The 19,779-nt window shown below is 60.5% G+C and carries 23 protein-coding genes; 11 read left to right on the plus strand and 12 right to left on the minus strand.

The genetic code is table 11. The annotated features are described in order from the left end of the window. Positions 1-16: 16 nt before the first annotated feature. On the minus strand, positions 17-181 hold the full coding sequence (locus tag ACQY1J_RS19395) for a hypothetical protein (protein ID WP_092663836.1): 165 nt from the start codon (positions 179-181) through the stop codon (positions 17-19). A 170-nt stretch (positions 182-351) separates the two neighbouring features. Here ACQY1J_RS19395 and ACQY1J_RS19400 point away from each other — a divergent pair, with 170 nt between their 5' ends. The 3 genes from ACQY1J_RS19400 to ACQY1J_RS19410 all read left to right on the plus strand — a co-directional run bounded on the left by ACQY1J_RS19400 (position 352) and on the right by ACQY1J_RS19410 (position 2,530). Further along, entirely contained in the window at positions 352-705 is a 354-nt protein-coding gene (locus ACQY1J_RS19400; protein ID WP_113166936.1) for an ArsC family reductase, read from the plus strand. Positions 706-710: 5 nt separating this feature from the next. After that, complete coding sequence (gene ybaK / locus ACQY1J_RS19405) at positions 711-1,184, plus strand: Cys-tRNA(Pro) deacylase (protein WP_430250605.1); 474 nt, start codon at positions 711-713, stop codon at positions 1,182-1,184. A 92-nt stretch (positions 1,185-1,276) separates the two neighbouring features. Then, complete coding sequence (locus tag ACQY1J_RS19410; RefSeq protein ID WP_430250606.1) at positions 1,277-2,530, plus strand: aminopeptidase; 1,254 nt, start codon at positions 1,277-1,279, stop codon at positions 2,528-2,530. Positions 2,531-2,573: 43 nt separating this feature from the next. On the opposite strand, the gene ACQY1J_RS19415 is transcribed toward ACQY1J_RS19410, so the two are convergent. From ACQY1J_RS19415 to ACQY1J_RS19425, 3 genes are all read right to left on the minus strand, one after another. Beyond that, positions 2,574-2,909: a hypothetical protein gene (locus ACQY1J_RS19415; protein ID WP_430250607.1), complete on the minus strand. Its 336-nt coding sequence runs from the start codon at positions 2,907-2,909 to the stop codon at positions 2,574-2,576. Between the two features lie 123 nt (positions 2,910-3,032). Then, the gene (xseA, locus tag ACQY1J_RS19420; RefSeq protein ID WP_430250608.1) at positions 3,033-4,646 is read right to left on the minus strand and encodes an exodeoxyribonuclease VII large subunit; all 1,614 of its coding nucleotides are present in this window, start codon (positions 4,644-4,646) and stop codon (positions 3,033-3,035) included. Positions 4,647-4,717: 71 nt separating this feature from the next. After that, entirely contained in the window at positions 4,718-6,523 is a 1,806-nt protein-coding gene (locus ACQY1J_RS19425; protein ID WP_430250609.1) for a hypothetical protein, read from the minus strand. 152 nt (positions 6,524-6,675) lie between these two features. On the opposite strand from ACQY1J_RS19425, the gene ACQY1J_RS19430 reads away from it, so the two are divergent. Further along, a complete protein-coding gene (locus tag ACQY1J_RS19430) occupies positions 6,676-7,686 on the plus strand; it encodes a glycosyltransferase (RefSeq protein WP_430250610.1) in 1,011 nt (336 codons plus the stop codon). Next, complete coding sequence (locus ACQY1J_RS19435) at positions 7,683-8,063, plus strand: GtrA family protein (RefSeq protein WP_062454083.1); 381 nt, start codon at positions 7,683-7,685, stop codon at positions 8,061-8,063. The genes ACQY1J_RS19430 and ACQY1J_RS19435 overlap by 4 nt, the downstream gene beginning before the upstream one ends. A 1-nt stretch (position 8,064) precedes the next feature. On the opposite strand, the gene ACQY1J_RS19440 is transcribed toward ACQY1J_RS19435, so the two are convergent. Then, positions 8,065-9,051, minus strand: a complete 987-nt coding sequence (locus ACQY1J_RS19440; RefSeq protein WP_430250611.1) for a Gfo/Idh/MocA family protein — start codon at positions 9,049-9,051, stop codon at positions 8,065-8,067. Positions 9,052-9,243: 192 nt separating this feature from the next. Here ACQY1J_RS19440 and ACQY1J_RS19445 point away from each other — a divergent pair, with 192 nt between their 5' ends. The 3 genes from ACQY1J_RS19445 to ACQY1J_RS19455 are packed head-to-tail and all read left to right on the plus strand — an operon-like array spanning position 9,244 to position 11,505. After that, the gene (locus tag ACQY1J_RS19445; protein ID WP_430250612.1) at positions 9,244-10,194 is read left to right on the plus strand and encodes an aldo/keto reductase; all 951 of its coding nucleotides are present in this window, start codon (positions 9,244-9,246) and stop codon (positions 10,192-10,194) included. A gap of 36 nt (positions 10,195-10,230) precedes the next feature. Continuing rightward, entirely contained in the window at positions 10,231-11,226 is a 996-nt protein-coding gene (locus tag ACQY1J_RS19450) for an aldo/keto reductase (RefSeq protein ID WP_430250613.1), read from the plus strand. Between the two features lie 54 nt (positions 11,227-11,280). After that, a complete protein-coding gene (locus ACQY1J_RS19455) occupies positions 11,281-11,505 on the plus strand; it encodes a DUF3072 domain-containing protein (protein WP_062454087.1) in 225 nt (74 codons plus the stop codon). Positions 11,506-11,612: 107 nt separating this feature from the next. On the opposite strand, the gene ACQY1J_RS19460 is transcribed toward ACQY1J_RS19455, so the two are convergent. Then, positions 11,613-12,230 carry a hypothetical protein gene (locus tag ACQY1J_RS19460; protein ID WP_430250614.1) on the minus strand — a complete coding sequence of 206 codons (618 nt, stop codon included), beginning with the start codon at positions 12,228-12,230 and terminating at the stop codon, positions 11,613-11,615. On the opposite strand from ACQY1J_RS19460, the gene ACQY1J_RS19465 reads away from it, so the two are divergent. Then, positions 12,223-12,453, plus strand: coding sequence for a hypothetical protein (locus ACQY1J_RS19465; RefSeq protein WP_197978149.1), 231 nt, complete (start codon positions 12,223-12,225; stop codon positions 12,451-12,453). The two genes, ACQY1J_RS19460 and ACQY1J_RS19465, sit on opposite strands and share 8 nt — an antisense overlap. Here the strand turns inward: ACQY1J_RS19465 and pheT are convergent. The 6 genes from pheT to infC form a co-directional block, all read right to left on the minus strand. Beyond that, positions 12,450-14,885, minus strand: coding sequence for a phenylalanine--tRNA ligase subunit beta (gene pheT / locus ACQY1J_RS19470; RefSeq protein WP_430250615.1), 2,436 nt, complete (start codon positions 14,883-14,885; stop codon positions 12,450-12,452). The two genes, ACQY1J_RS19465 and pheT, sit on opposite strands and share 4 nt — an antisense overlap. Then, a complete protein-coding gene (locus tag ACQY1J_RS19475; RefSeq protein WP_430250616.1) occupies positions 14,882-15,325 on the minus strand; it encodes a GFA family protein in 444 nt (147 codons plus the stop codon). Before ACQY1J_RS19475 ends, pheT begins: the two co-directional genes overlap by 4 nt. A gap of 28 nt (positions 15,326-15,353) precedes the next feature. Beyond that, a complete protein-coding gene (gene pheS / locus ACQY1J_RS19480; protein WP_062454092.1) occupies positions 15,354-16,436 on the minus strand; it encodes a phenylalanine--tRNA ligase subunit alpha in 1,083 nt (360 codons plus the stop codon). Positions 16,437-16,576: 140 nt separating this feature from the next. Continuing rightward, positions 16,577-16,981, minus strand: coding sequence for a 50S ribosomal protein L20 (rplT, locus tag ACQY1J_RS19485; RefSeq protein WP_062454093.1), 405 nt, complete (start codon positions 16,979-16,981; stop codon positions 16,577-16,579). A gap of 42 nt (positions 16,982-17,023) precedes the next feature. Further along, complete coding sequence (gene rpmI / locus ACQY1J_RS19490) at positions 17,024-17,227, minus strand: 50S ribosomal protein L35 (RefSeq protein WP_046793986.1); 204 nt, start codon at positions 17,225-17,227, stop codon at positions 17,024-17,026. A 197-nt stretch (positions 17,228-17,424) separates the two neighbouring features. After that, positions 17,425-17,961: a translation initiation factor IF-3 gene (gene infC, locus ACQY1J_RS19495; protein WP_062454094.1), complete on the minus strand. Its 537-nt coding sequence runs from the start codon at positions 17,959-17,961 to the stop codon at positions 17,425-17,427. 219 nt (positions 17,962-18,180) lie between these two features. On the opposite strand from infC, the gene ACQY1J_RS19500 reads away from it, so the two are divergent. Then, positions 18,181-18,981 (plus strand): alpha/beta hydrolase, encoded by an 801-nt coding sequence (locus ACQY1J_RS19500; protein WP_062454095.1) that lies wholly within the window; start codon positions 18,181-18,183, stop codon positions 18,979-18,981. 135 nt (positions 18,982-19,116) lie between these two features. Next, positions 19,117-19,731: a transglutaminase-like cysteine peptidase gene (locus ACQY1J_RS19505; protein ID WP_062454096.1), complete on the plus strand. Its 615-nt coding sequence runs from the start codon at positions 19,117-19,119 to the stop codon at positions 19,729-19,731. Positions 19,732-19,779: the final 48 nt, after the last annotated feature.

Genomic DNA, 19,779 nt, shown 5'->3' on the forward strand with positions numbered 1-19,779 from the left:
GTCTTTGGAAGTATGATTAGCGAACCTTGCGGAAAGCCTGAGGATCGATGCCGAGGATCTCGAGGTCACGGGCGTGCGGACGACGGTTGTTCTCGACAGCAGCGGATGCGGAGACGGCAGCGCCGAACAGTGCAAATGCACGACCGAATGCGCCAACGCGGTTCTTGATAGATGCAGACATTTGATCTCTCCTTGTGATGTTCCTAAAATAGGCTGCACATTGTGCCTATACAATCGACAAGCTCACAGAGGAGGCATGCGCCAATCACATGGCACGAACCTCACGGCATCCATGCCTTGCCTAAACCGAGGTGTCGTTGCTATCGATCGTCATCAACTGAAGAGGTTTTCATGGCGATCACCATCTATGGCATCAAGAATTGCGACACGATGAAAAAGGCCCGCGCCTGGCTGGATGAGAAGGGCGTTGCCTACACCTTCCACGACTACAAGGCGCTCGGTATCGATCACGATCATCTTGCCGACTGGACGGCGCGCGCCGGGTGGGAACAGGTGCTGAACCGCGCAGGCACCACGTTCAGGAAGCTGCCCGAGACCGACAAGCTGGATCTCGACCGGGAAAAGGCGATTGCGCTGATGACGGCTCAGCCATCGATGATCAAGCGGCCGATACTGGAAGCGGATGGCGAGCTGGTTGTCGGCTTCAAACCGGAAACCTACGCCGCGACATTCACCGAGACCTGAATTTCATGTCCAAGGCGACCCGCGCAACCGAAGTCCTCGAGAAGGCTGACGTGAGCTTCACGACGGTCACCTACGACTATGATCCAAACGCCGAACGCATCGGCCTTCAGGCAGCCGAGGCGATCGGCGAAGAGCCTTGCCGGGTCCTGAAGACGTTGATGGCGGAGGTGGACGGCAAGGCGGTCTGCGTTGTCATCCCGTCGGATAGAGAAGTCTCGATGAAGAGGCTTGCTGCGGCCTTCGGTGGCAAGTCTGCGGCCATGATGAAACCGGCCGACGCGGAACGGATAACCGGTTATCGTGTCGGCGGCATCAGCCCGTTCGGACAGAGGAAGCTCGTCCCGACGGCCATCGAAGCGACGGCTCTCGAAGAGGTCCATGTTTTCATCAATGGTGGCCAGCGAGGACTTCAGGTTCGCCTTGCCCCAAAAGACGCACAATCGGCATTGAAAGCGATAGCGGCGGCCCTTGTTGCGTGAAGCAAGGGGACTATGATCGTGACCGATCGACTTCAAATTCACCTCAGTTACCCTAAGTCGTGTCAGCAGATATTCCAAGAACAGAGGCCATTATGACAATCGTGCCGAATTTCCAGACCGCCATCGATCCGCAGAAACTTGAAAAGCTTGCCGAAGTGGCGGTCAAGGTTGGCCTTGGGCTCGCGAAGAACCAGGATCTCGTCATCACGGCGCCGATTGCGGCCTTGCCGCTGGTGCGGTTCCTGACCCGCCACGCCTACAAGGCCGGTGCCGGCCTGGTCACCACGTTCTATTCCGACGAAGAGACGACGCTTGCGCGCTACGAATTTGCGCCCGATGCGAGTTTCGACAAGGCATCGGACTGGCTCTACGAGGGCATGGCGAAGGCTTACGCCAATGGTGCCGCGCGGCTGGCGATCTCCGGTGACAACCCGATGATGCTCTCCGAACAGGATCCCACCAAGGTGGCGCGGGCCAACAAGGCCAATTCGATGGCCTACAAGCCAGCGCTCGAAAAGATCGCCAATTTCGACATCAACTGGAACATCATTTCCTATCCCAACCCGGCTTGGGCACGGCAGGTGTTTCCGGACGTGCCGGAAGAGGTGGCGGTGCGCAAGCTGGCCGACGCGATCTTTGCCGCCTCTCGCGTCGATCTCGACGACCCGGTCGCTGCCTGGGCCTCGCACAATGCAAACCTCAAGAAGCGCTCCACATGGCTGAACGGCGAGCGTTTTTCGGCGCTTCATTTCACCGGTCCGGGCACCGACCTCACGGTCGGACTGGCTGATGGCCATGAATGGCATGGCGGTGCGTCCGTCGCGAAAAACGGCATCACCTGCAATCCGAATATCCCGACCGAAGAAGTGTTCACCACGCCCCATGCTCTGAAGGTGGAAGGCTATGTTTCCAGCACCAAGCCGCTGTCGCATCAGGGCACGTTGATCGATGACATCAGAGTGAAGTTCGAAGGCGGCCGGATCGTCGAGGCAAGTGCCGCCAAGGGCGCGGAAGTGCTGAGCCGGGTTCTCGATACGGATGCGGGTGCACGCCGGCTGGGCGAAGTGGCCCTGGTGCCGCATTCCTCGCCGATTTCGGCAAGCGGCATCCTGTTCTACAACACGCTGTTTGACGAAAACGCGTCCTGCCATATCGCGCTCGGCCAGTGCTATTCGAAATGCTTCCTCGACGGCGCTTCGCTGACGCCGGAGCAGATCAGGACCCAGGGCGGCAATTCGAGCCTCATTCACATCGACTGGATGATCGGATCCGACAAGGTGGATATCGACGGTATCAGGGCCGATGGCTCCAAGGTGCCTGTCATGCGCGCCGGCGAATGGGCCTGACTCACGAACGGCGAGGCCCGGCTGGACCGGGCCTTTGTCATCACTAGCGGTAGTAGACGACCTTGCCGCCATTGGCAGCGGTTTCCACCGACAGGACGTTGTGGATGGCAATGCCGCGGGCTTCGAGCGAGCGCATCAGGCTGCCGTCGGCGCTGACTTCCGCCTGCGCCCTTCGCATGATCAGCTCGTTGCCTGAACCCGACCACTCGGAATATCCATCCTTGCGGCTGGTCAGCGAACCGGACTGGATGGCGATGACGTTGTCGTCATAGGCCTTGCCGAAGATGATCTCGGATGCCCTCGTCTGGCCGGCAAGTGCCGGCGTGCCGAGAGCTGCCGCCGAGAGGATCAGCAACGAGGTCGCGAATGCTTTTTTCATGGCCATGGTCTCCGTTTGCAACTGCCGAGGAAACGCAGCTTGCAACGCCGTGTTCCGCTAAGGTCTCTTCATGAGAAGATAGGAAGTCTTGGCGGGTATTTGAATGGCGCTGTCGCCCAAGGGTTAGAACAGCGTTCCCTGCTTGGCAGGCTGGTCGCCTGCTTCCGGCTTCGGCAGCTTCTTTTTCGGCTGAGGTGGCCGTGTGGAGGACGACGGATCGTCACCAGGTGCCTCGCCGCCCGTGACGGCTGAGATACGGCCGTCGGCGAATTCCACGGAAATCGCCCTTCCCTCGCCTATGCCCGCGGCCCGTGTCAGCGGGTGATTATCCTCATCGCGGATCACCGCAAAACCGCGTTGCAGCACGTTCTTGTAGGAGAGCGACTGCAGGACGCGATCCTGCGCCGAGATGGCCGAACGGCTGCGCGCAAGCGTGTGCGACATGGCGGTATCGGCATGGCGCCCGAACGATACGAGATGTTGACGCTCGCGCTGGATCTGGCCAAGCAGCCGCGCCGGCAGCGACTTCAGCGACGCCTCGAAACGCGACAGACGCCCGCGTTCGCTCAACGCTCGGCGCTCAAGGCACCGATCGGCCCGCAGCAGCCGGTCGTTCAAAGCCTGGCGTTGTTGCTGGAGCCTGCCTGTCAGGAGATCGAGGCGCAGACCGGAGGAGACACGCTCGAAGGCGCGGCGCTTGACCACCGTCGTGCGCTCCAGCCCCCGACCAAGGCCAGCCGCGGCTTCGTCGAACCGTCTGCGCGGAAGTGCCAGCAGTTGGTCGAGCGACGGAAGAGCGCGAACAAGCGCCCGCAGCGACTGTTTGCGGTGGTCCATCTGGCGCGCTGCGCAGCCCCGCAGCCGGGCGGCCAGGCTGGCGAGTTGCGCATCGAGATCCGCCTTGACGGGAACGGCCATTTCGGCGGCGCCGGTCGGCGTCGGTGCGCGAACATCGGCGGCGTGATCGAGGAGCGTCCAGTCGGTCTCGTGGCCCACGGCCGAGATCAGCGGTATCCGGCTTTCGGCTGCTGCGCGCACGACGATCTCGTCGTTGAAGCTCCAGAGATCTTCCAGACTGCCGCCGCCGCGGCCGACGATCAGGACATCGGGTCTTCGGATCGCATCGCCAGGGCCGAGTGCGTTGAACCCGCGGATGGCAGCGGCGACTTCCTCGCCCGATCCCTCGCCCTGAACCTTGACCGGCCAGAGGACGACATGGACGGGAAAGCGATCGGAAATGCGGTGCAGGATATCGCGGATGACGGCGCCGGTTGGCGAGGTCACCACGCCGATGACGCGCGGCAGATAAGGCAGCGCCTGCTTGCGGTCCTGATCGAACAGGCCTTCGGCACCGAGCTTGCGGCGGCGCTCCTCAAGCAGCGCCATGAGCGCGCCGGCGCCGGCCGGCTCGAGGTTTTCGATGACGATCTGATATTTCGACGACCCCGGGAATGTGGTGATCTTGCCGGTCGCGATCACTTCCATGCCTTCTTCCGGCCGGAACCGAAGGCGCGAGAAGGTGCCCTTCCAGATGACCGCATCGATGCGAGAGCGGTCGTCCTTCAGCGAGAAATAGGCATGACCGGAAGAGTGCGGACCGCGATAACCGGAAATTTCTCCCCGCACCCGTACATGATCGAACGCATTTTCCATGGTGCGCTTGATCGAGCCGGAAAGCTCCGACACGGAAAATTCGGTAAGGTTCGTCGGCGATTCTTGGGCGATAGGGCTCGTCATACCCTTTGTTCTAACCGAAGGCTGCGCCGATTTCATCCGTCTTTCCGGATCATCCGACGCTTAATCTCGCCCTAGTCTCGAACAACCCGATAGATCATGAACCCATCCAGCGGGCCTGTGGCCACAGGCTGCAGGTATGGTGGGACGTCACTCCGGGCGAGCGCGGCATAGAGGCCGTCAGGTTTCATCGCGATCAGCCGCTCGGTCTGCGGATCGCTCTTGCAGAAGGTGAGAGCCGTGACACCGGCACCATCGATAAAGGCCTTGGCTTCAGCTGGTTGCGCGAGGCCGATATGCAGTTCGGTCAACATGCCGCCCTGATTGCGATGATAGGGCGCAGAAAGCGCGCGATGTCCGGTGAAGCGAATGATCTCCGCGCCGCTGTTGGATGGAGACGCGACGACGCCGACCGGCAGCGTGTTCAGCGCCGCCCATGCCTGCGGCCCGCCGCATTCGCCTTCTTCACCTGCGTTATCGGTGGAGAGGATATTGAGGTCGACGGAGCCGACGCCCTCTTTGATGAGAATGCCGGCCACGCCCCAGACGACCGGGACGGAAGCAAGGACCGTGACGATATAGGCTGCAGCAAGGGATGGATTGTTGCGGTCCGCATTGGCACGGACGCGGATATCGGCAATCAGCAGGGACAGCGGCAGGATGCTGAGAAGGTTGGAGAAGATCGTTCCGCGAACCTGAATGGCAGCAACGGCGAAGGAAACCAGGAGCAGAACGAGAAGCACGACGTGGGTTTCGACCTTGCTGCGGCACGCGATGCGGGCAAGGCAGACGAGGATGGCGAAAAGGCCCACGGCATAGAAGCCGCCGACGAGCTCGGGCGTGTCGCGCGTTTCAGCCACGATCGAGCGTGCCTCGGATACGCCGTTCAGCCAGAGTTCGACAAGCAGCGGATCAAGGTTTGCCAGCGGATTGCCGAGGCATTCCGGCGCAATTGCGCGGGCTGCAGCAAGAAGGGCGACGCCGGCCGCCCCCAGCATGGCGAAACGCAGCAGCCGTTTATCAGGCAGGGGCAGGCTTGCCAGAATGAACAGGCCGGCGCCACCGATCGCCGTCAGCGAATAAAAGCCGAAGGAAAGATTATCGCAGGTGACGACCGCATAGCGATAGGGCGGCACGGTGGCGAAAAAGGCGGCGGAGATCGCAAGCGTGAGGCAGAGGCCGAACGCTTTGGCGGCCCCGGCGAACGACCTGCCGTGCCAGGCCCATTGCAGCACGACGCAGATGCAGGCGGCAGCGACGAAAGGGACCGTTTCGGCACCGACGGCGATCGCCAGCGCCGCTGCAATGCCGGCGACGGCATAGCTTGACCGGCGATATTGCGGATCGACCAGCATGGCTGTGACCCACGTGGCAAGCGCCAGTTGGACATTGTGGTGATCGAGCGCGCCCGGCTGAAATTTGATGTTGGTGAAGACGAAGATCGCGCCGATGCCGAGCACCAGATGCAGGGTGACCACCCCGCCGATGCGGCGGCCGGCAAGGCCGAGCGGGACGAACAGGAGGAGCGAGACGAGAAGCGGCCAGACCGTTGCCGCGACGCCTTCGGCCAGCGGCATTGCCATGAACAGCGAGAAAAACTTGATCAATGTCGCGATCGGCAGATCGACCAGACGTGACCAGTGCATGAGCGTGCCGTCGGCGAGGCCGAGCCGGTACTGCATCATGTCGAACCAGCTCTGACCGCCAAGGAGATCGCGGACTTCGACCAGCCGCATGATGTCGTCGTTGTCGGCACCGATCAGATCGGTCGCGGTGGGCAGCTTGATGACCAATGCCATGATCGAGATTGCAAGCCAGTAGATCATCACCACGGGCGCAAGCCTCGACGATATCGCACCGCGCCCGCTAACGACCTGCATGTCTTCCCCACCTCCGACCATGATTTCCGGGGCTTTCGCATTTTCGCCCCGAAATATTCCAGCCCGAAACCTAGCCTTAACCTTCCCAAGAAATAGTAAAGCGGTGAAGCGGCGCGTGCCGTCTGCGGTCTTCTTTGTATCGAGTGAAAACCATGACCGATGCCCTGACGGGTGATCTGAAGATCGCCGTTCTTCTGCCCTGCTACAACGAAGCATCGACGATCGAAGCGGTGGTGAACGGCTTTCGCCACGCCCTGCCCGATGCGCGCATCTACGTCTACGACAACAATTCGACCGACGGCACTGCGCTGAAAGCCATGCTGGCCGGTGCCGAGGTGATGCGGGAACGACGCCAGGGCAAAGGCCATGTGGTGCGCCGCATGTTTGCCGATATCGACGCCGACATCTATCTGATGGCGGATGGTGACGGCACCTATTCCCCGAAAGACGCGGAGGAGCTGATCCGCACGCTATTGACCGAGCGCGCCGACATGGTTGTCGGCACCCGTCGCGGCGTTCACGCGGATGCGGGGCGCCAGGGCCATGCGACCGGCAACCGGCTGTTCAACATTCTCTACCGGACGATCTTCGGACGCGACTTCACCGATATCTTTTCCGGTTACCGCGCCTTCTCACGTCGCTTCGTCAAAAGTTTCCCGGCCGTCTCCGGCGGGTTCGAGATCGAGACGGAAATGTCGGTGCATGCATCCCGTCTGAAACTGCCGATCTGCGAGATCGAGCTGGATTACGGACGCCGTCCGGAGGGATCGCATTCCAAGCTTTCGACCTTCCGCGATGGCGCAAAGATCCTCTGGATGTTTGCGATGCTGATGAAGGAAACACGGCCCTTCGCATTCTTCGGCACGATCAGCGCCGCCTTCATGGCGGCAAGCCTCGCCTTCATGGCGCCGGTGCTGGTGGAGTATTTCGAGACGGGCCTGGTCGAGCGGATGCCGACCTGGGTGTTCTCGCTGGTGCTGATGCTGATCTCGTTCCTGGTGTTCACGGCCGGGCTCATCCTCGATTCCGTATCACGGGCGCGGTCCGAACAGTTGCGTATCCATTATATGAGCATGCCGCAACGCGTCCATGCTCCGGTCTCGCTTCAGAAGGCTGCTGGCGGCCGCCGCAAGACTGCCAAGGACGCCAAGAGCGCCGCATGAAGCGACTTTTCTGGTTCCTGGCTGCCGGCGGCTGCGGCTTCGTCATCGATGCCGGACTGACGTATTTTCTCATCGCGGTTGCGGGCTTCGGTCCGTTTGCGGCCCGTATTCCGGCGATCATGGCCGCAATGAGCTTTACCTGGCTGATCAACCGCAACAGGACGTTTGAACCATCACCGCACTCGCTTGCGCAGGAAGGCTTTCGATACTGGGCCGTGGGCATTACCTCGGCCTGTATCAACTACGCCGTTTATTCCCTGCTGATGTGGCGGGCGCCGTTCCTGCAGCCGATTGCGGCGATCGTATTCGCCTCGGCTGCAGCAACGGCCTACAGCTATTTCGGGTATTCCCGCTTCGTCTTCCGCCACAAGAACTAGGTCAGACCGTCTCCCAGCCGTCGGTTTCACCGGCGCGGTAGATCGCATCGATGAAGCGCTGGTTGAGAAGCGAGTTCTCGAGCGTCACGATGTCCGCCGCCTCGCCCATGGCTGCCTTCGCGAAGGCTTCTGCCTGGCGGCGATACTGGCGGCTGTCGGGGAAGCGGAAGATCTGCGAGACACTGTGCTTCTGGTTGGTGAGTTCAATCTCTTCGGCGCCCCAGCGATCCGCATTGAAGGGAGACTTGACCTCGATCGTGCCCTCTGTGCCGTGGAACACCATGAGCTGGCGACCCGCCATCTGGGTCGAGATGTAGAAGCTCATTTCGAATGTCTCGAAGGCCGCCTTGACGCTTGCATAGATATCCGTGCCGAAATCCGGATCTCGCGCTACCGTGGCCTGGACGCGTAGAGGTTCGAGGCCGGTCGCAAAGCGGGTCGCGATCGTCGGGTAGACGCCGATATCCGGCAGCGCGCCGCCGCCGAGTTCCGGAATGTTGCGCATGTTGTCAGGATCACGGTTGAAATAGCTGAAGGCGCCCTGGACATGCTTGAGGTCGCCGATGGCGCCTTCTTTGAGGAGATCGCGCACCTTGTGCCAGACGGGCGCGTAGGTGACCATGAAGGCTTCTGAAATCAGGACGCCATTGTCATCCCTTGCAGCGATCAGTCGCTCGATCTCGCTCGCCTTCAGCGCGATCGGCTTTTCGCAGAGAACATGCTTGCCGGCCTCGGCCGCCTTGATCGACCATTCCACATGCTGGCTGGTCGGCAGGGGGATATAGACGGCATCGATCGTGTCGGAGGCCAGCATCTCGTCATAGGAGCCGAACGCATGCGGCACGCCGAACCGATCGGCAAATGCGCGCGCCTTGGCAAGGTCGCGGCTGGCAACGGCGCTGACCACGCAGTTTTCGGCGTCCAAGAGTGCGGGAACGACAGCGTCCCGTCCGATTTTCGCCGTCGACAGGATTCCAAAACGCAACATAGCAGTGCCTCCACACATTCACAGACAGTCATTGGGAGGCTAACCTAGGGCCGCTTGGTCGGGCGGGCAACTGTCGTTGTTGGCAGTGCTGAAACCTTGTGCCCGCTTGTCGGTTTGACAGTCGATCCAATCAGCCTAGTTTCGTCCTTCAGCACTCATCGCTTCCCCACGTCATCTATTCTGGAGACCATCATGGACATGCGCTTGCTCGGCCGTACCGGACTTTCCATCTCGCCCGTCGTTTTCGGCGGCAACGTGTTCGGCTGGACCGCGGACGAAAAGACTTCTTTCGAGATGCTGGACGCGTTCTTCGAGGCGGGGTTCAACACGATCGACACCGCCGATGTCTATTCCGCATGGGCGCCAGGCCATCAGGGTGGCGAGAGCGAGACCGTGATCGGCAACTGGCTGAAGCGCGGCACGGTGGCCCGCGACAAGGCTGTCATCGTCACCAAGTTCGGTTACCCCACCATGGGCGACGACAAGAAGCTGAAGGCAAAGTGGGTGGTGGAAGCCGTCGACAAATCCCTGCAGCGGTTGCAGACCGACTATATCGACCTCTACCTCTCGCATTTTCCCGATGACGACACGCCGCACGAGGAGACACTTGGCGCTCTTTCCAAACTGAAGGATGCGGGCAAAGTGCGGTCGATCGGCTGCTCGAACTTCAGTGCCGAACAGCTGCAGGCTTCACTCGACGCTGCGGACAAAAACGGCCTACCCCATTACGACGTGCTGCAGCCGGAATACAATCTCTACACCCGCAACAAGTTCGAAGGCCCGCTTGCGGACCTTTGCATCGCCCAGGACATCGGCGTCATCAGCTATTACGCATTGGCGGCGGGCTTCCTGACCGGCAAGTATCGCAAGGCCGAAGATGCCGAAGGCAAGACGCGCGGCAACCGCATGCCCGACTATATCAACGACCGGGGTCTGAAGTTGCTTGCAGCACTCGACCAGGTGGCCGCGGAAACCGGCGAGAGCCTGGCTGCGATTTCGATCGCATGGGTTGCCGCACGGCCTGGCATTACCGCGCCGATCGCCAGCGCCACCAGCCTGAAGCAGCTTGAGGCGATCCTTGCGGCCGGCAGGCTCACACTCAGCGAGGCGCAGATGGCACTCCTCAACGAGGCCGGTGCCTGATCGATCCTTCCTTAAAGTTTAACCTGGAGAATTCCCGTGCAGACACGCAAGCTTGGAACTGAACTGACGGTCTCGGCGATTGGCCTTGGCTGCATGGGCATGAGCCATGCCTATGGCGGGCAGGATGAAGCGACATCGATCAAGACATTGCACCGCGCTGTCGAGATCGGGGTCAATTTCTTCGACACGGCCGAAGTCTATGGGCCCTACGTGAATGAGGAGCTTGTCGGCAAGGCATTGAAGCCGTTCCGCGACAAAGTGGTCATCGCCACCAAATTCGGGTTCAAGATCGATCCCGCCAAAAAGGACTCGAGCGCGATGTCCGGTCTCGACAGCCGGCCGGAGCAGGTGCGGGAGGTTGCCGAAGCCTCGCTGAAACGCCTCGGCATCGACGTCATCGATCTCTTCTACCAACACCGCGTCGATCCTGACGTGCCGATCGAGGATACGGTCGGAGCGATGGCGGATCTGGTCAAGGCAGGCAAGGTGCGCGCGCTCGGGCTTTCGGAGGCAAGCCCTGATATCATCCGGCGTGCTCATGCGGTGCACCCGATTGCGGCGCTGCAAAGCGAATACTCTCTCTGGACCCGCGATCCCGAGGGCGATGTGCTCGATACCTGCCGTGACCTGGGGATCGGCTTTGTGCCGTTCAGCCCGCTCGGTCGTGGCTTCCTGACCGGCAAGATCCAGAACACATCGGAATTCGGCGAAGGCGATCTGCGCCGCACCATGCCGCGCTTCGAGGCTGAGAATATGGAGGCGAACCTGGCGCTGGTCCGGCTTGTCGAACAGATGGCGTCGGAAAAGGGCATCACGGCAGCGCAGCTTGCTCTTGCCTGGGTACTCGCCAAGGGTGACTTCATCGTGCCTATTCCCGGTGCCCGCAAAATCCCCAATCTGGAGCAGAATGCCGGAGCGGCCGACGTCGTGCTGACCGCCGACGATGTGAAGCGCCTCGACGACATGCTGTCTCCCGACAAGATTGCCGGCGCCCGTTATGGTGGACAGGCAGCATGGACACCGCGCCGTTGATGGAACTTCGTTTCACCGAGAACGTTTAAGGAACATCCAAACGGTGAGGAAACTATGAGCGACATACACAACCCGAAGACTGACCCGGATCCCGCATCGAACACCGAGAAGGACCCGGATGACTGGGTCACCGGTGACGAGCCAATGACCGGCGCCCAGGGCTCCTATCTCAAGACCCTCAGCGAGCAGGCGAAAGAGCCTGACGCTTTCGCCGAGGACTTGTCCAAGGCCGAAGCCTCCAAACGCATTGATGCGCTCCGCGAAAAGATGAAGATGTGAGTATTTAGCCCTCCGCAGGTTCTGTTGTTGCAGAGCCTGGGGAGGGTCTCGTCGAGTCTGAAGAACAGGCAGTGCAATCGGTCGTGCATTCCTATCTCGATGAGGCACTATCGCCTCAACTTCGGAAAGCCCTGGTACCATTCCGAATGGTCGCCGCCATGGTTGGCCATTCCTTCCTTGGTCAGGAGCCCGCGGGGCTGGGCATAGCTCGTGATCCGGCGCACCGGCCGCTCATGCCACTGGATATTGAAGGCCCAGAGTTTCGGGAAAAAGCAGAGCGAGGCATAGGGAAGGTGATCGTGGATCCACCAGGCCAGCTTTCGCCAGTCGCCTTCCTCGCTGACATTGTCAATCAGCCATGGGACGACGACGCAGGCCGTTGCGCCCATGCAGCCATCGGCATCGCGAAGATCCCAGATATGATCCGCAGACGAGGCGGCATTGGTGGCGCAGTTTAATCCCCTGATATTGCCGAAGGCGTTGACTTCAGCTGCGCGGTAACCTGAGCGCACATGCAGCCGGCCGAATGTCGCCTGCAGCGGTTCCAGCAGCTCCTGACAGAGACACCGTCCTGCCTCGATCGCGAGATCAGGATCATCAGGGACATTGGCCATGCCATAGACTGCGGCAATCTCGGAAAACAGGAAATCGCGGAAGAAGAAGTTTTCCGACAGCCTGACCCTGCCAAGCTCCTCCAGCCCCTTCATGGAATTTGGCTTGCGCACCGGCCCTTCCTTCACGATTCTTGTGAAGTTACCACGCCCGTTTGAAACCCACAAAACCAATACCAAAAGCGAAAAGGCCGCCTTTATCCAGGCGGCCTTTGCAGGATTTTCGGCTCTCCTCGATCTGCATGAGGAGAGCTACATCTATGTTCAGGACGTCCGCGCCGCATCCTATGGATATGGCGGCAGGACACAGGAATGGCGTTACCAGCGCGCCAGTTAGGCGCGCAGCACGCCGCCGGTCACCTTGACGACATTGGCGACGATCTTGGCGGTGAGTGCCTCGAAATCCTCGTCCGTCAGTGTCTTGTCGACCGGCTGGATCAGGATCTCGATCGCGACCGACTTCTTCCCCTCGCCCACTGACGCGCCTTCGAAGACGTCGAACACGTTGACGCCCGAGATCAGCTTGCGGTCGGCACTGGTTGCGGCCTTCACGATCGCGCCGGCTTCGACGGTCGATTCCACCACGAAGGCGAAGTCGCGCTTTACGGTCTGGAACGGCGATAGTTCCAGCGGCGGCTTGGTGCGGGTCGCCTTCTTCTTCGGCTCGGCCATGGCGTCGAGATAGACCTCGAAGCCGCACAGTGCGCCTGACACATCGAGCGCGGACAGCGTCTTCGGATGGAATTCGCCGAACGTGCCGAGCACGATCTTAGGACCCATCTTGATCGTGCCGCAGCGGCCCGGATGATACCAGGCGGGACCACCCTGTTCGACCTGCACGTTCGACATGGGCAAGCCGCAGGCTTCGATCACGGCCAGCGCATCGGCCTTGGCGTCATAGACATCCACCGGCTTGCCGCCGCCCTTGGCACCGTTCGACCAGAGGCGCCCCGCGCCATTGATCGAGGCCGTGCCGCGGCGGATACCGCCGGCAACGCGACGCTGGCCTTCCGGCGTGTCGTTCTCGTAGGTGCCGGAGACTTCGAAGATCGCCACATCGCTCAAACCCTTGTCAGCATTGCGCTGGGCAGCGGTCAACAGACCCGGCAGCAGCGAGGGACGCATATCCGACATATCCGCGGCGATCGGGTTGGCGAGCTTCAGCGACGGCGCGCCGCCACCGAACAGCTTTGCCTGCGCCTCCGGAATGAACGACCAGGTGACCGCTTCCAGCATGCCGCGGGCAGCGAGTGCACGCTTTGCCGTGCGAGTGCGAATCTGCAACGTGGTCAGGATCTTGCCGTTGACGCTGCCGATGCTTTCGAGCGGCTCCGGCTTGATGTGATCGACGCCGTGGATGCGCATGACCTCTTCGACGAGATCGGCCTTGCCATCGACATCCGGACGCCAGGACGGGACCTTGACCGACACTTGTTCGCCTGAACCTTCGACCATGAAGCCGAGGCGATCGAGGATCTGGCGGCTTTCGTCGGACGAGATCTCAAGGCCGGTCAGGCGCTTGACTTCAGCGAAGGGGAAATCGACGACCTTCGGCTCATATGCCGTGTAGCCGACGACCTTTGCTTCGGCTGCCGTGCCGCCACAGAGTTCCAGCACCAGTTGCGTGGTGCGGTCGAGGCCGGGCAGCATATAGGCTGGATCAACGCCGCGTTCGAACCGGTAGCGGGCATCGGTGATGATGCCGAGCGCGCGGCCGGATTTCGCGATGTTGATCGGGTCCCACAATGCCGATTCGATCAGAACATCGACGGTGTTCTCGTCGCAGCCGGAATGTTCGCCGCCCATGATGCCGCCGATCGATTCGACGCCGTTGTCATCGGCGATGACGACGTTGCTGGGCGTAAGCTTGTACTCGCGGGTATCGAGCGCCAGGATCGTTTCGCCCTCGCTCGCGCGGCGAACGACCAGATCGCCCTTGACCTTGGCGGCATCGAAGACATGCATCGGCCGGCCCTGGTCGAAGGTCATGTAGTTGGTGATGTCGACCAGAGCATTAATCGGACGCAGGCCGATCGCCTTCAGGCGCGTCTGCATCCATGCCGGGCTTGCGCCGTTCTTCACGCCGCGCACGAGGCGCAGGCCGAAGCCGGGGCACAGGTTTTCGTCGTCGAGATCGATCGACAGGCCGACCGAGGTCTCGCCTTCGAGCTTGAGCTGAGGCTCCGCGCGCGGCTTCAGCGTGCCGAGGCCGGATGCGGCCAGATCACGGGCGATGCCATAGATCGAGGTGCAATCGGGACGGTTCGGCGTCAGGTTGATCTCGATCATCGGATCGTCGAGGCCGGCATAGGCGGCGAACGAGGTGCCGACCGGGGCATCTTCGGGAAGATCGATGATGCCGTTATGGTCTTCCGACATGTTCAGCTCCTTTTCGGAGCACATCATGCCGTGGCTTTCGACGCCGCGGATCTTGCCGATGGCAAGCGTCACATCGATGCCCGGCACATAATCGCCCGGACGCGCGAGCGCACCGACCAGACCGGCGCGGGCATTCGGCGCGCCGCAGACGATCTGCAGCGGCTTGCCGCCGTTGACATCCGGACCGGCATCGACGGAGAGAACCTTCAGGCGGTCCGCCTCCGGATGTTTTTCCGCCGACAGGACCTTTGCGATGACGAAAGGCTTGTAGGCTGCCTTGTCATCGACATCCTCGACTTCCAGCCCGATCGCCGTCAGGCGCTCGCAGATCTGCTCGAGATTGGCATCGGTTTCAAGGTGATCCTTGAGCCAGGAAAGCGTGAATTTCATCGGTTTTCTCCTGAAGGTCTCTGCACGGTCATGGTTTCCATCCGTGGCAGGCCGTCATCGACATGGAAGAAAGGAAGCTCTTCGCGCACGTAACCGTGCACGCTGGGCGGATAGTTTTCCGGCGCATCCATGGCGCCGAGCATAAAGTAGATCCGGTCGGCGAGCCGCTCATCGGTATAGGCAATCGGTGCGCCGCAGGTCGCGCAGAAGCTGCGTTTGACGGGTGCTATGCCGTAGCTCGATCCGGTCTCGCCTGCGAAAGTCACGTCGTCGGTTTCGAACCCGACAAATGCCGCGACAGGCGCACCGGTTGCTTTCCGGCAGTCGGTGCAGTGGCAGTAACTGGCGTAGATCGGGTCAGCGATGACCTCAAAGCGGATCGCGCCGCAGCGGCAGCCGCCACGATGCACCCTCTCTTGTCGCGTCACCATCTCACTCATGGGGCAATCCCGTCCGCAATGGTTCCGGTTACTGGCTCAACCCACCAAACAATGTCGGCATGTCGAGCGGGCGGAAACCGTAGTGGTTCATCCAGCGGACGTCGGCATTGAAGAAGTCGCGCAGGTCCGGCATGCCGTATTTCAGCATGGCGATACGATCGAGGCCCATGCCCCAGGCAAAGCCCTGGTATTCATCCGGATCGAGCCCGCCGGCGCGCAGCACGTTGGGATGGACCATGCCGCAGCCGAGGATTTCCATCCAGTCGGTGCCTTCGCCGAATTTCACGATCGGGCCTGAACGGTCGCACTGGATATCGACTTCGAACGACGGTTCGGTGAACGGGAAGAAGGACGGGCGGAACCGCATCGTCACCGACGGCACTTCGAAGAAGGTCTTGCAGAACTCTTCCAGCACATAGCGCAGATTGCCCACATGCGCCTTCTTGTCGACCACGAGGCCTTCGACCTGGTGGAACATCGGCGAATGGGTCGCGTCGGAATCCTGGCGGTAGGTCTTGCCGGGAATGATGATGCGGATCGGCGGGTCCTGCGCTTCCATGGTGCGAACCTGGACCGGCGAAGTGTGGGTGCGCAGCACCTTGCGCTCACCCTTTTCATCCGGCTGGAAGAAGAACGTGTCGTGCATTTCGCGGGCCGGGTGGCCTTCCGGGAAATTCAGCGCGGTGAAGTTATAGTAATCGGTCTCGACATCAGAGCCCTCGGCGATCGAGAAGCCCATGTCTGCAAAGATCGCGGTGATTTCGTCGGTGATCTGGCTGATGGGATGGATACGGCCGCGCTCGGCAGGAGAAGAGCGCACCGGCAGCGACACATCGAGCGTCTCGGCCTTCAGACGCGCGTCGATCGCTGCGTCCTTCAGCATCGTCTTGCGGCTGGTGATCGCCTCGGTGACCTCGGTTTTCAGCGCGTTGATCGCCGCGCCGCGGGTCTGGCGTTCTTCCGCAGACATGCCGCCGAGCGTCTTCAGGAGCTCGGAGACGGAGCCTTTCTTGCCTAGCGCGTTGACGCGCACGGCTTCGATCGACGCCTCATCGCTGGCACCTTCGATTTCAGCCAGAAGCGAGGTTTTCAGATTTTCCAGATCGGACATGATGTGTTCCGTTGATGCTCGGACAATGAAGCGAATGCGGGCGGACAAAATATGGAAGCCGACAAAAGAAAAACCCGCGCCAGCTCACTGCCAGCGCGGGTTCCCCAAAATCTATCAGCTACAAGCTTGGGAAGCGCTGGTTACTTGACCGCGCTTTCAAACTCGTTCTTCGTGCCGGCGTCCTTGAGGTAGGCCAGAGCCGTCTTGGAAGCTTCGACGAGAGCGCCGAATGCTGCAGGTTCATGGATTGCCAGGTCAGACAGGACCTTGCGGTCGACTTCGATGCCAGCCTTGTTGAGGCCGTCGATGAAGCGGCCGTAGGTCAGGCCGGATTCGCGCACAGCGGCGTTGATACGCTGGATCCAGAGAGCGCGGAAGTTGCGCTTCTTGACGCGACGGTCGCGCGTTGCGAACTGACGCGAACGATCGACTGCTGCCTTTGCGGCGCGGATGGTATTCTTGCGGCGGCCGTAGAAGCCCTTGGCTGCCTTGAGTGTCTTGGTGTGCTTGGCGCGGGAAGTTACGCCACGTTTTACGCGTGCCATGTCATGATCTCCTTAAAACTGTTCCAAATCGTCGAATGAGTCTTAGAGACCGTTCGGCAGGTAGTTCTTGATAACCTTCTTGCCGTCAGGCTCAGCGAGGATCATCGTGCCGCGTGCATCGCGGATGAACTTGTTGGAACGCTTGATCATGCCGTGGCGCTTGCCAGCAGCGGCGGCAACGACCTTACCGGTCGCGGTTACCTTGAATCGCTTCTTGGCAGCCGATTTCGTCTTCATCTTGGGCATTTTGCTACTCCATAATTGTATCGGAACCGCAGACGATGCGAATTCCAAGCATTTTGAACTGCCACGGCATGCCCTGCCGGACCGTTCGGACGCGCGCTTATAACCGCAGAGGATCGAAAGCGCAATGGGATAAGAAGAATGGCGTGACAACGCCGATACCCTTACCTTCTAAAGGCACGGGGCGATTGGCGTGGCGCTTACTTCGGCGCCAGCACCATCATCATCTGGCGGCCTTCGAGCTTGGGCTCGGCTTCCACCTTGGCGATTTCGACAGTGTCTTCCTTGACCTGCAGCAGAAGCTTCATGCCGAGTTCCTGGTGGGCCATTTCGCGGCCACGGAACTTCAGCGTCACCTTTACCTTGTCGCCTTCTTCAAAGAACCGGTTCATCGCCTTCATCTTCACCTCATAGTCATGGGTGTCGATGTTCGGGCGCATCTTGATTTCTTTGATTTCGACGATCTTCTGCTTCTTGCGCGCTTCGGACGCCTTCTTCTGGTTCGCGTATTTCAGCTTACCAAGATCGAGGATCTTGCATACCGGCGGATCGTTGTTCGGCGAGATCTCGACGAGATCGAGTCCGGCGTCCTCGGCCATCTTGAGGGCCTGGTCGGTCGGTATCGCACCGAGATTCAAGCCTTCGGCATCGATAAGCTGGACCTTGGGAACGCGGATTTCCCGGTTTGAGCGCGGGCCTTCCTTGACGGGGGCATCGGCTTTGAATGGTCTGCGAATGGTCGTGTTCTCCTAGATAATTTCAGCACGCAGCAACGACAATTCCTCGCTTGGCTGCAGCCGAAAGCGGAATGTCGTCATCACTGGATAGATGTCAATACCATATACGCGGGGAAAAATCACCTGCTGCAATCGTCTGACAATGTGATTTATAGATGCCCACCTTTCAGGATGCCTCTGTTTGACGCAATCGGAGGCTGCGACGTCAAGGAGACCCACATGTCAGCGACCGCCCCATCAGACCTTATCCGCATTCCGGTTGGCACCGCAGAGACAATGCGCGAGATCGCAATTCTCGTCAGGCCGGCATCCGCTTCCAACGACAACGCGGCTTTCGTCTGGCTCGGCGGCTACCGATCGGACATGACGGGCACCAAAGCCGTCGAACTCGACGCGCTGGCCGAGACGCTCGGCACCGAGTGCATCCGCTTCGACTATTCCGGCCACGGCGTCTCCGGCGGCGCGTTTCGCGACGGCACGATTTCCCGCTGGCTGGAGGAGGCTCTTGCCGTGCTCGACCACACGAAACCCAAGAGCGTAGTGCTGGTCGGCTCGTCGATGGGCGGCTGGATCGCGCTTCGTGTGGCTCAAGAGCTTAAGAAGCGTGGCGGGTCGCCCAAAGTCGAGGGTATGGTGCTGATTGCCCCCGCCCCCGATTTTACGGGGGAGCTGATCGAGCCACACCTGACGGATGAGCAGCGGCAGTCGCTTGCAGTCAACGGCTATGTCGAGGAACCCTCCGAATATAGCAGCGAACCTGATATCTACACCCGCGACCTGCTTGAGGATGGAGCACGCAACCGAGTACTGACCGGCATTATCGAAACCGGTTGCCCTGTGCATATCCTTCAGGGAATGAACGACCGCGACGTGCCTTATGAACACGCGCTGAAACTCATGGAATTCCTGCCTGCCGACGACGTGACGCTGACGCTTGTACGTGACGGTGATCACCGCCTTTCCAGGCCTCAGGATATCGAAAAAATGAGGGGTGCAATCATGGGCCTGATAAATAAATGAGTAAATTTTGGGCTGATGCGAGAATGCAGCATTGTTAACCATAAAGCAGTTTTAATGAAGATTAACAAAACCTGAACGATTGACTTGACCCCCATTCGGCCCTTAACTTTTCGTTAGGACTTTAAGGGACGGGTCATGATGAAAGCCTTGCTGGTACGGCGCTTTGCGGTGATCCTTTTGTGCGCGCTGGTGCCTGCGGGCGCCGCAATGCCGGCTCCGCGGTCGATTGCATCGATGGTGACCGGTGACGTGACGTCGCAACCGATCGGCCATTTCGAGTTCTGCCAGCGCCTGCCCGCGGAATGTTCTCTGAAGAGCCGGTCGGCGCCCGCTCCCAAACTCAACGAAGACAGCTGGCAAACGGTTCGCCGGATCAACCTGGAAGTCAACGAGCGCTATATCGCCAAGACCGACATGGATGCTTACGGTCGGGAAGAGTTCTGGACCTATCCGACCATCTTCGCCGACTGCGAGGATTTCGCGTTGCAGAAGCGCAAGGAACTGGCCGAAGCAGGCTTCAGTTATTCCGACCTTCTGATGACGGTCGTGCGCAAGCCGGATGGAGAAGGTCACGCCGTTCTGACGCTTCGCACTGCGGATGGAGATTTCATTCTCGACAATCTTGATAACGATGTCCTGCCCTGGACAGCCACGCATTACACGTTCCTGAAGCGCCAGGCTTCGTTCAACGCAGGGCGTTGGGTCACCATCGAAAATGGCCGCGACCTTCTCGTCGGCGCTCTCCGGTAAAGCCATCCGTTCAGACGACGGTCCGCATCATCTAGCCGAAATGACAAG

It is taken from the genome of Neorhizobium sp. DAR64860/K0K1 (genome assembly GCF_050500205.1).
GTDB lineage: Bacteria > Pseudomonadota > Alphaproteobacteria > Rhizobiales > Rhizobiaceae > Neorhizobium > Neorhizobium soli.

Excerpts from the sequence above, each read along its gene's own strand:
- ACQY1J_RS19505 (WP_062454096.1), top strand. The coding sequence starts at position 19,117 with ATGATGAAAGCCTTGCTGGTACGGCGCTTTGCGGTGATCCTTTTGTGC.
- rplT (WP_062454093.1), bottom strand. The coding sequence starts at position 16,981 with ATGGCACGCGTAAAACGTGGCGTAACTTCCCGCGCCAAGCACACCAAG.
- ACQY1J_RS19410 (WP_430250606.1), top strand. The coding sequence starts at position 1,277 with ATGACAATCGTGCCGAATTTCCAGACCGCCATCGATCCGCAGAAACTT.
- pheS (WP_062454092.1), bottom strand. The coding sequence starts at position 16,436 with ATGTCCGATCTGGAAAATCTGAAAACCTCGCTTCTGGCTGAAATCGAA.
- ACQY1J_RS19455 (WP_062454087.1), top strand. The coding sequence starts at position 11,281 with ATGAGCGACATACACAACCCGAAGACTGACCCGGATCCCGCATCGAAC.
- ACQY1J_RS19475 (WP_430250616.1), bottom strand. The coding sequence starts at position 15,325 with ATGAGTGAGATGGTGACGCGACAAGAGAGGGTGCATCGTGGCGGCTGC.
- ACQY1J_RS19425 (WP_430250609.1), bottom strand. The coding sequence starts at position 6,523 with ATGCAGGTCGTTAGCGGGCGCGGTGCGATATCGTCGAGGCTTGCGCCC.
- ACQY1J_RS19435 (WP_062454083.1), top strand. The coding sequence starts at position 7,683 with ATGAAGCGACTTTTCTGGTTCCTGGCTGCCGGCGGCTGCGGCTTCGTC.
- ACQY1J_RS19395 (WP_092663836.1), bottom strand. The coding sequence starts at position 181 with ATGTCTGCATCTATCAAGAACCGCGTTGGCGCATTCGGTCGTGCATTT.
- ACQY1J_RS19415 (WP_430250607.1), bottom strand. The coding sequence starts at position 2,909 with ATGAAAAAAGCATTCGCGACCTCGTTGCTGATCCTCTCGGCGGCAGCT.
- ACQY1J_RS19500 (WP_062454095.1), top strand. The coding sequence starts at position 18,181 with ATGTCAGCGACCGCCCCATCAGACCTTATCCGCATTCCGGTTGGCACC.
- rpmI (WP_046793986.1), bottom strand. The coding sequence starts at position 17,227 with ATGCCCAAGATGAAGACGAAATCGGCTGCCAAGAAGCGATTCAAGGTA.
- ACQY1J_RS19440 (WP_430250611.1), bottom strand. The coding sequence starts at position 9,051 with ATGTTGCGTTTTGGAATCCTGTCGACGGCGAAAATCGGACGGGACGCT.
- pheT (WP_430250615.1), bottom strand. The coding sequence starts at position 14,885 with ATGAAATTCACGCTTTCCTGGCTCAAGGATCACCTTGAAACCGATGCC.
- xseA (WP_430250608.1), bottom strand. The coding sequence starts at position 4,646 with ATGACGAGCCCTATCGCCCAAGAATCGCCGACGAACCTTACCGAATTT.
- ybaK (WP_430250605.1), top strand. The coding sequence starts at position 711 with ATGTCCAAGGCGACCCGCGCAACCGAAGTCCTCGAGAAGGCTGACGTG.
- ACQY1J_RS19430 (WP_430250610.1), top strand. The coding sequence starts at position 6,676 with ATGACCGATGCCCTGACGGGTGATCTGAAGATCGCCGTTCTTCTGCCC.
- ACQY1J_RS19445 (WP_430250612.1), top strand. The coding sequence starts at position 9,244 with ATGGACATGCGCTTGCTCGGCCGTACCGGACTTTCCATCTCGCCCGTC.
- ACQY1J_RS19400 (WP_113166936.1), top strand. The coding sequence starts at position 352 with ATGGCGATCACCATCTATGGCATCAAGAATTGCGACACGATGAAAAAG.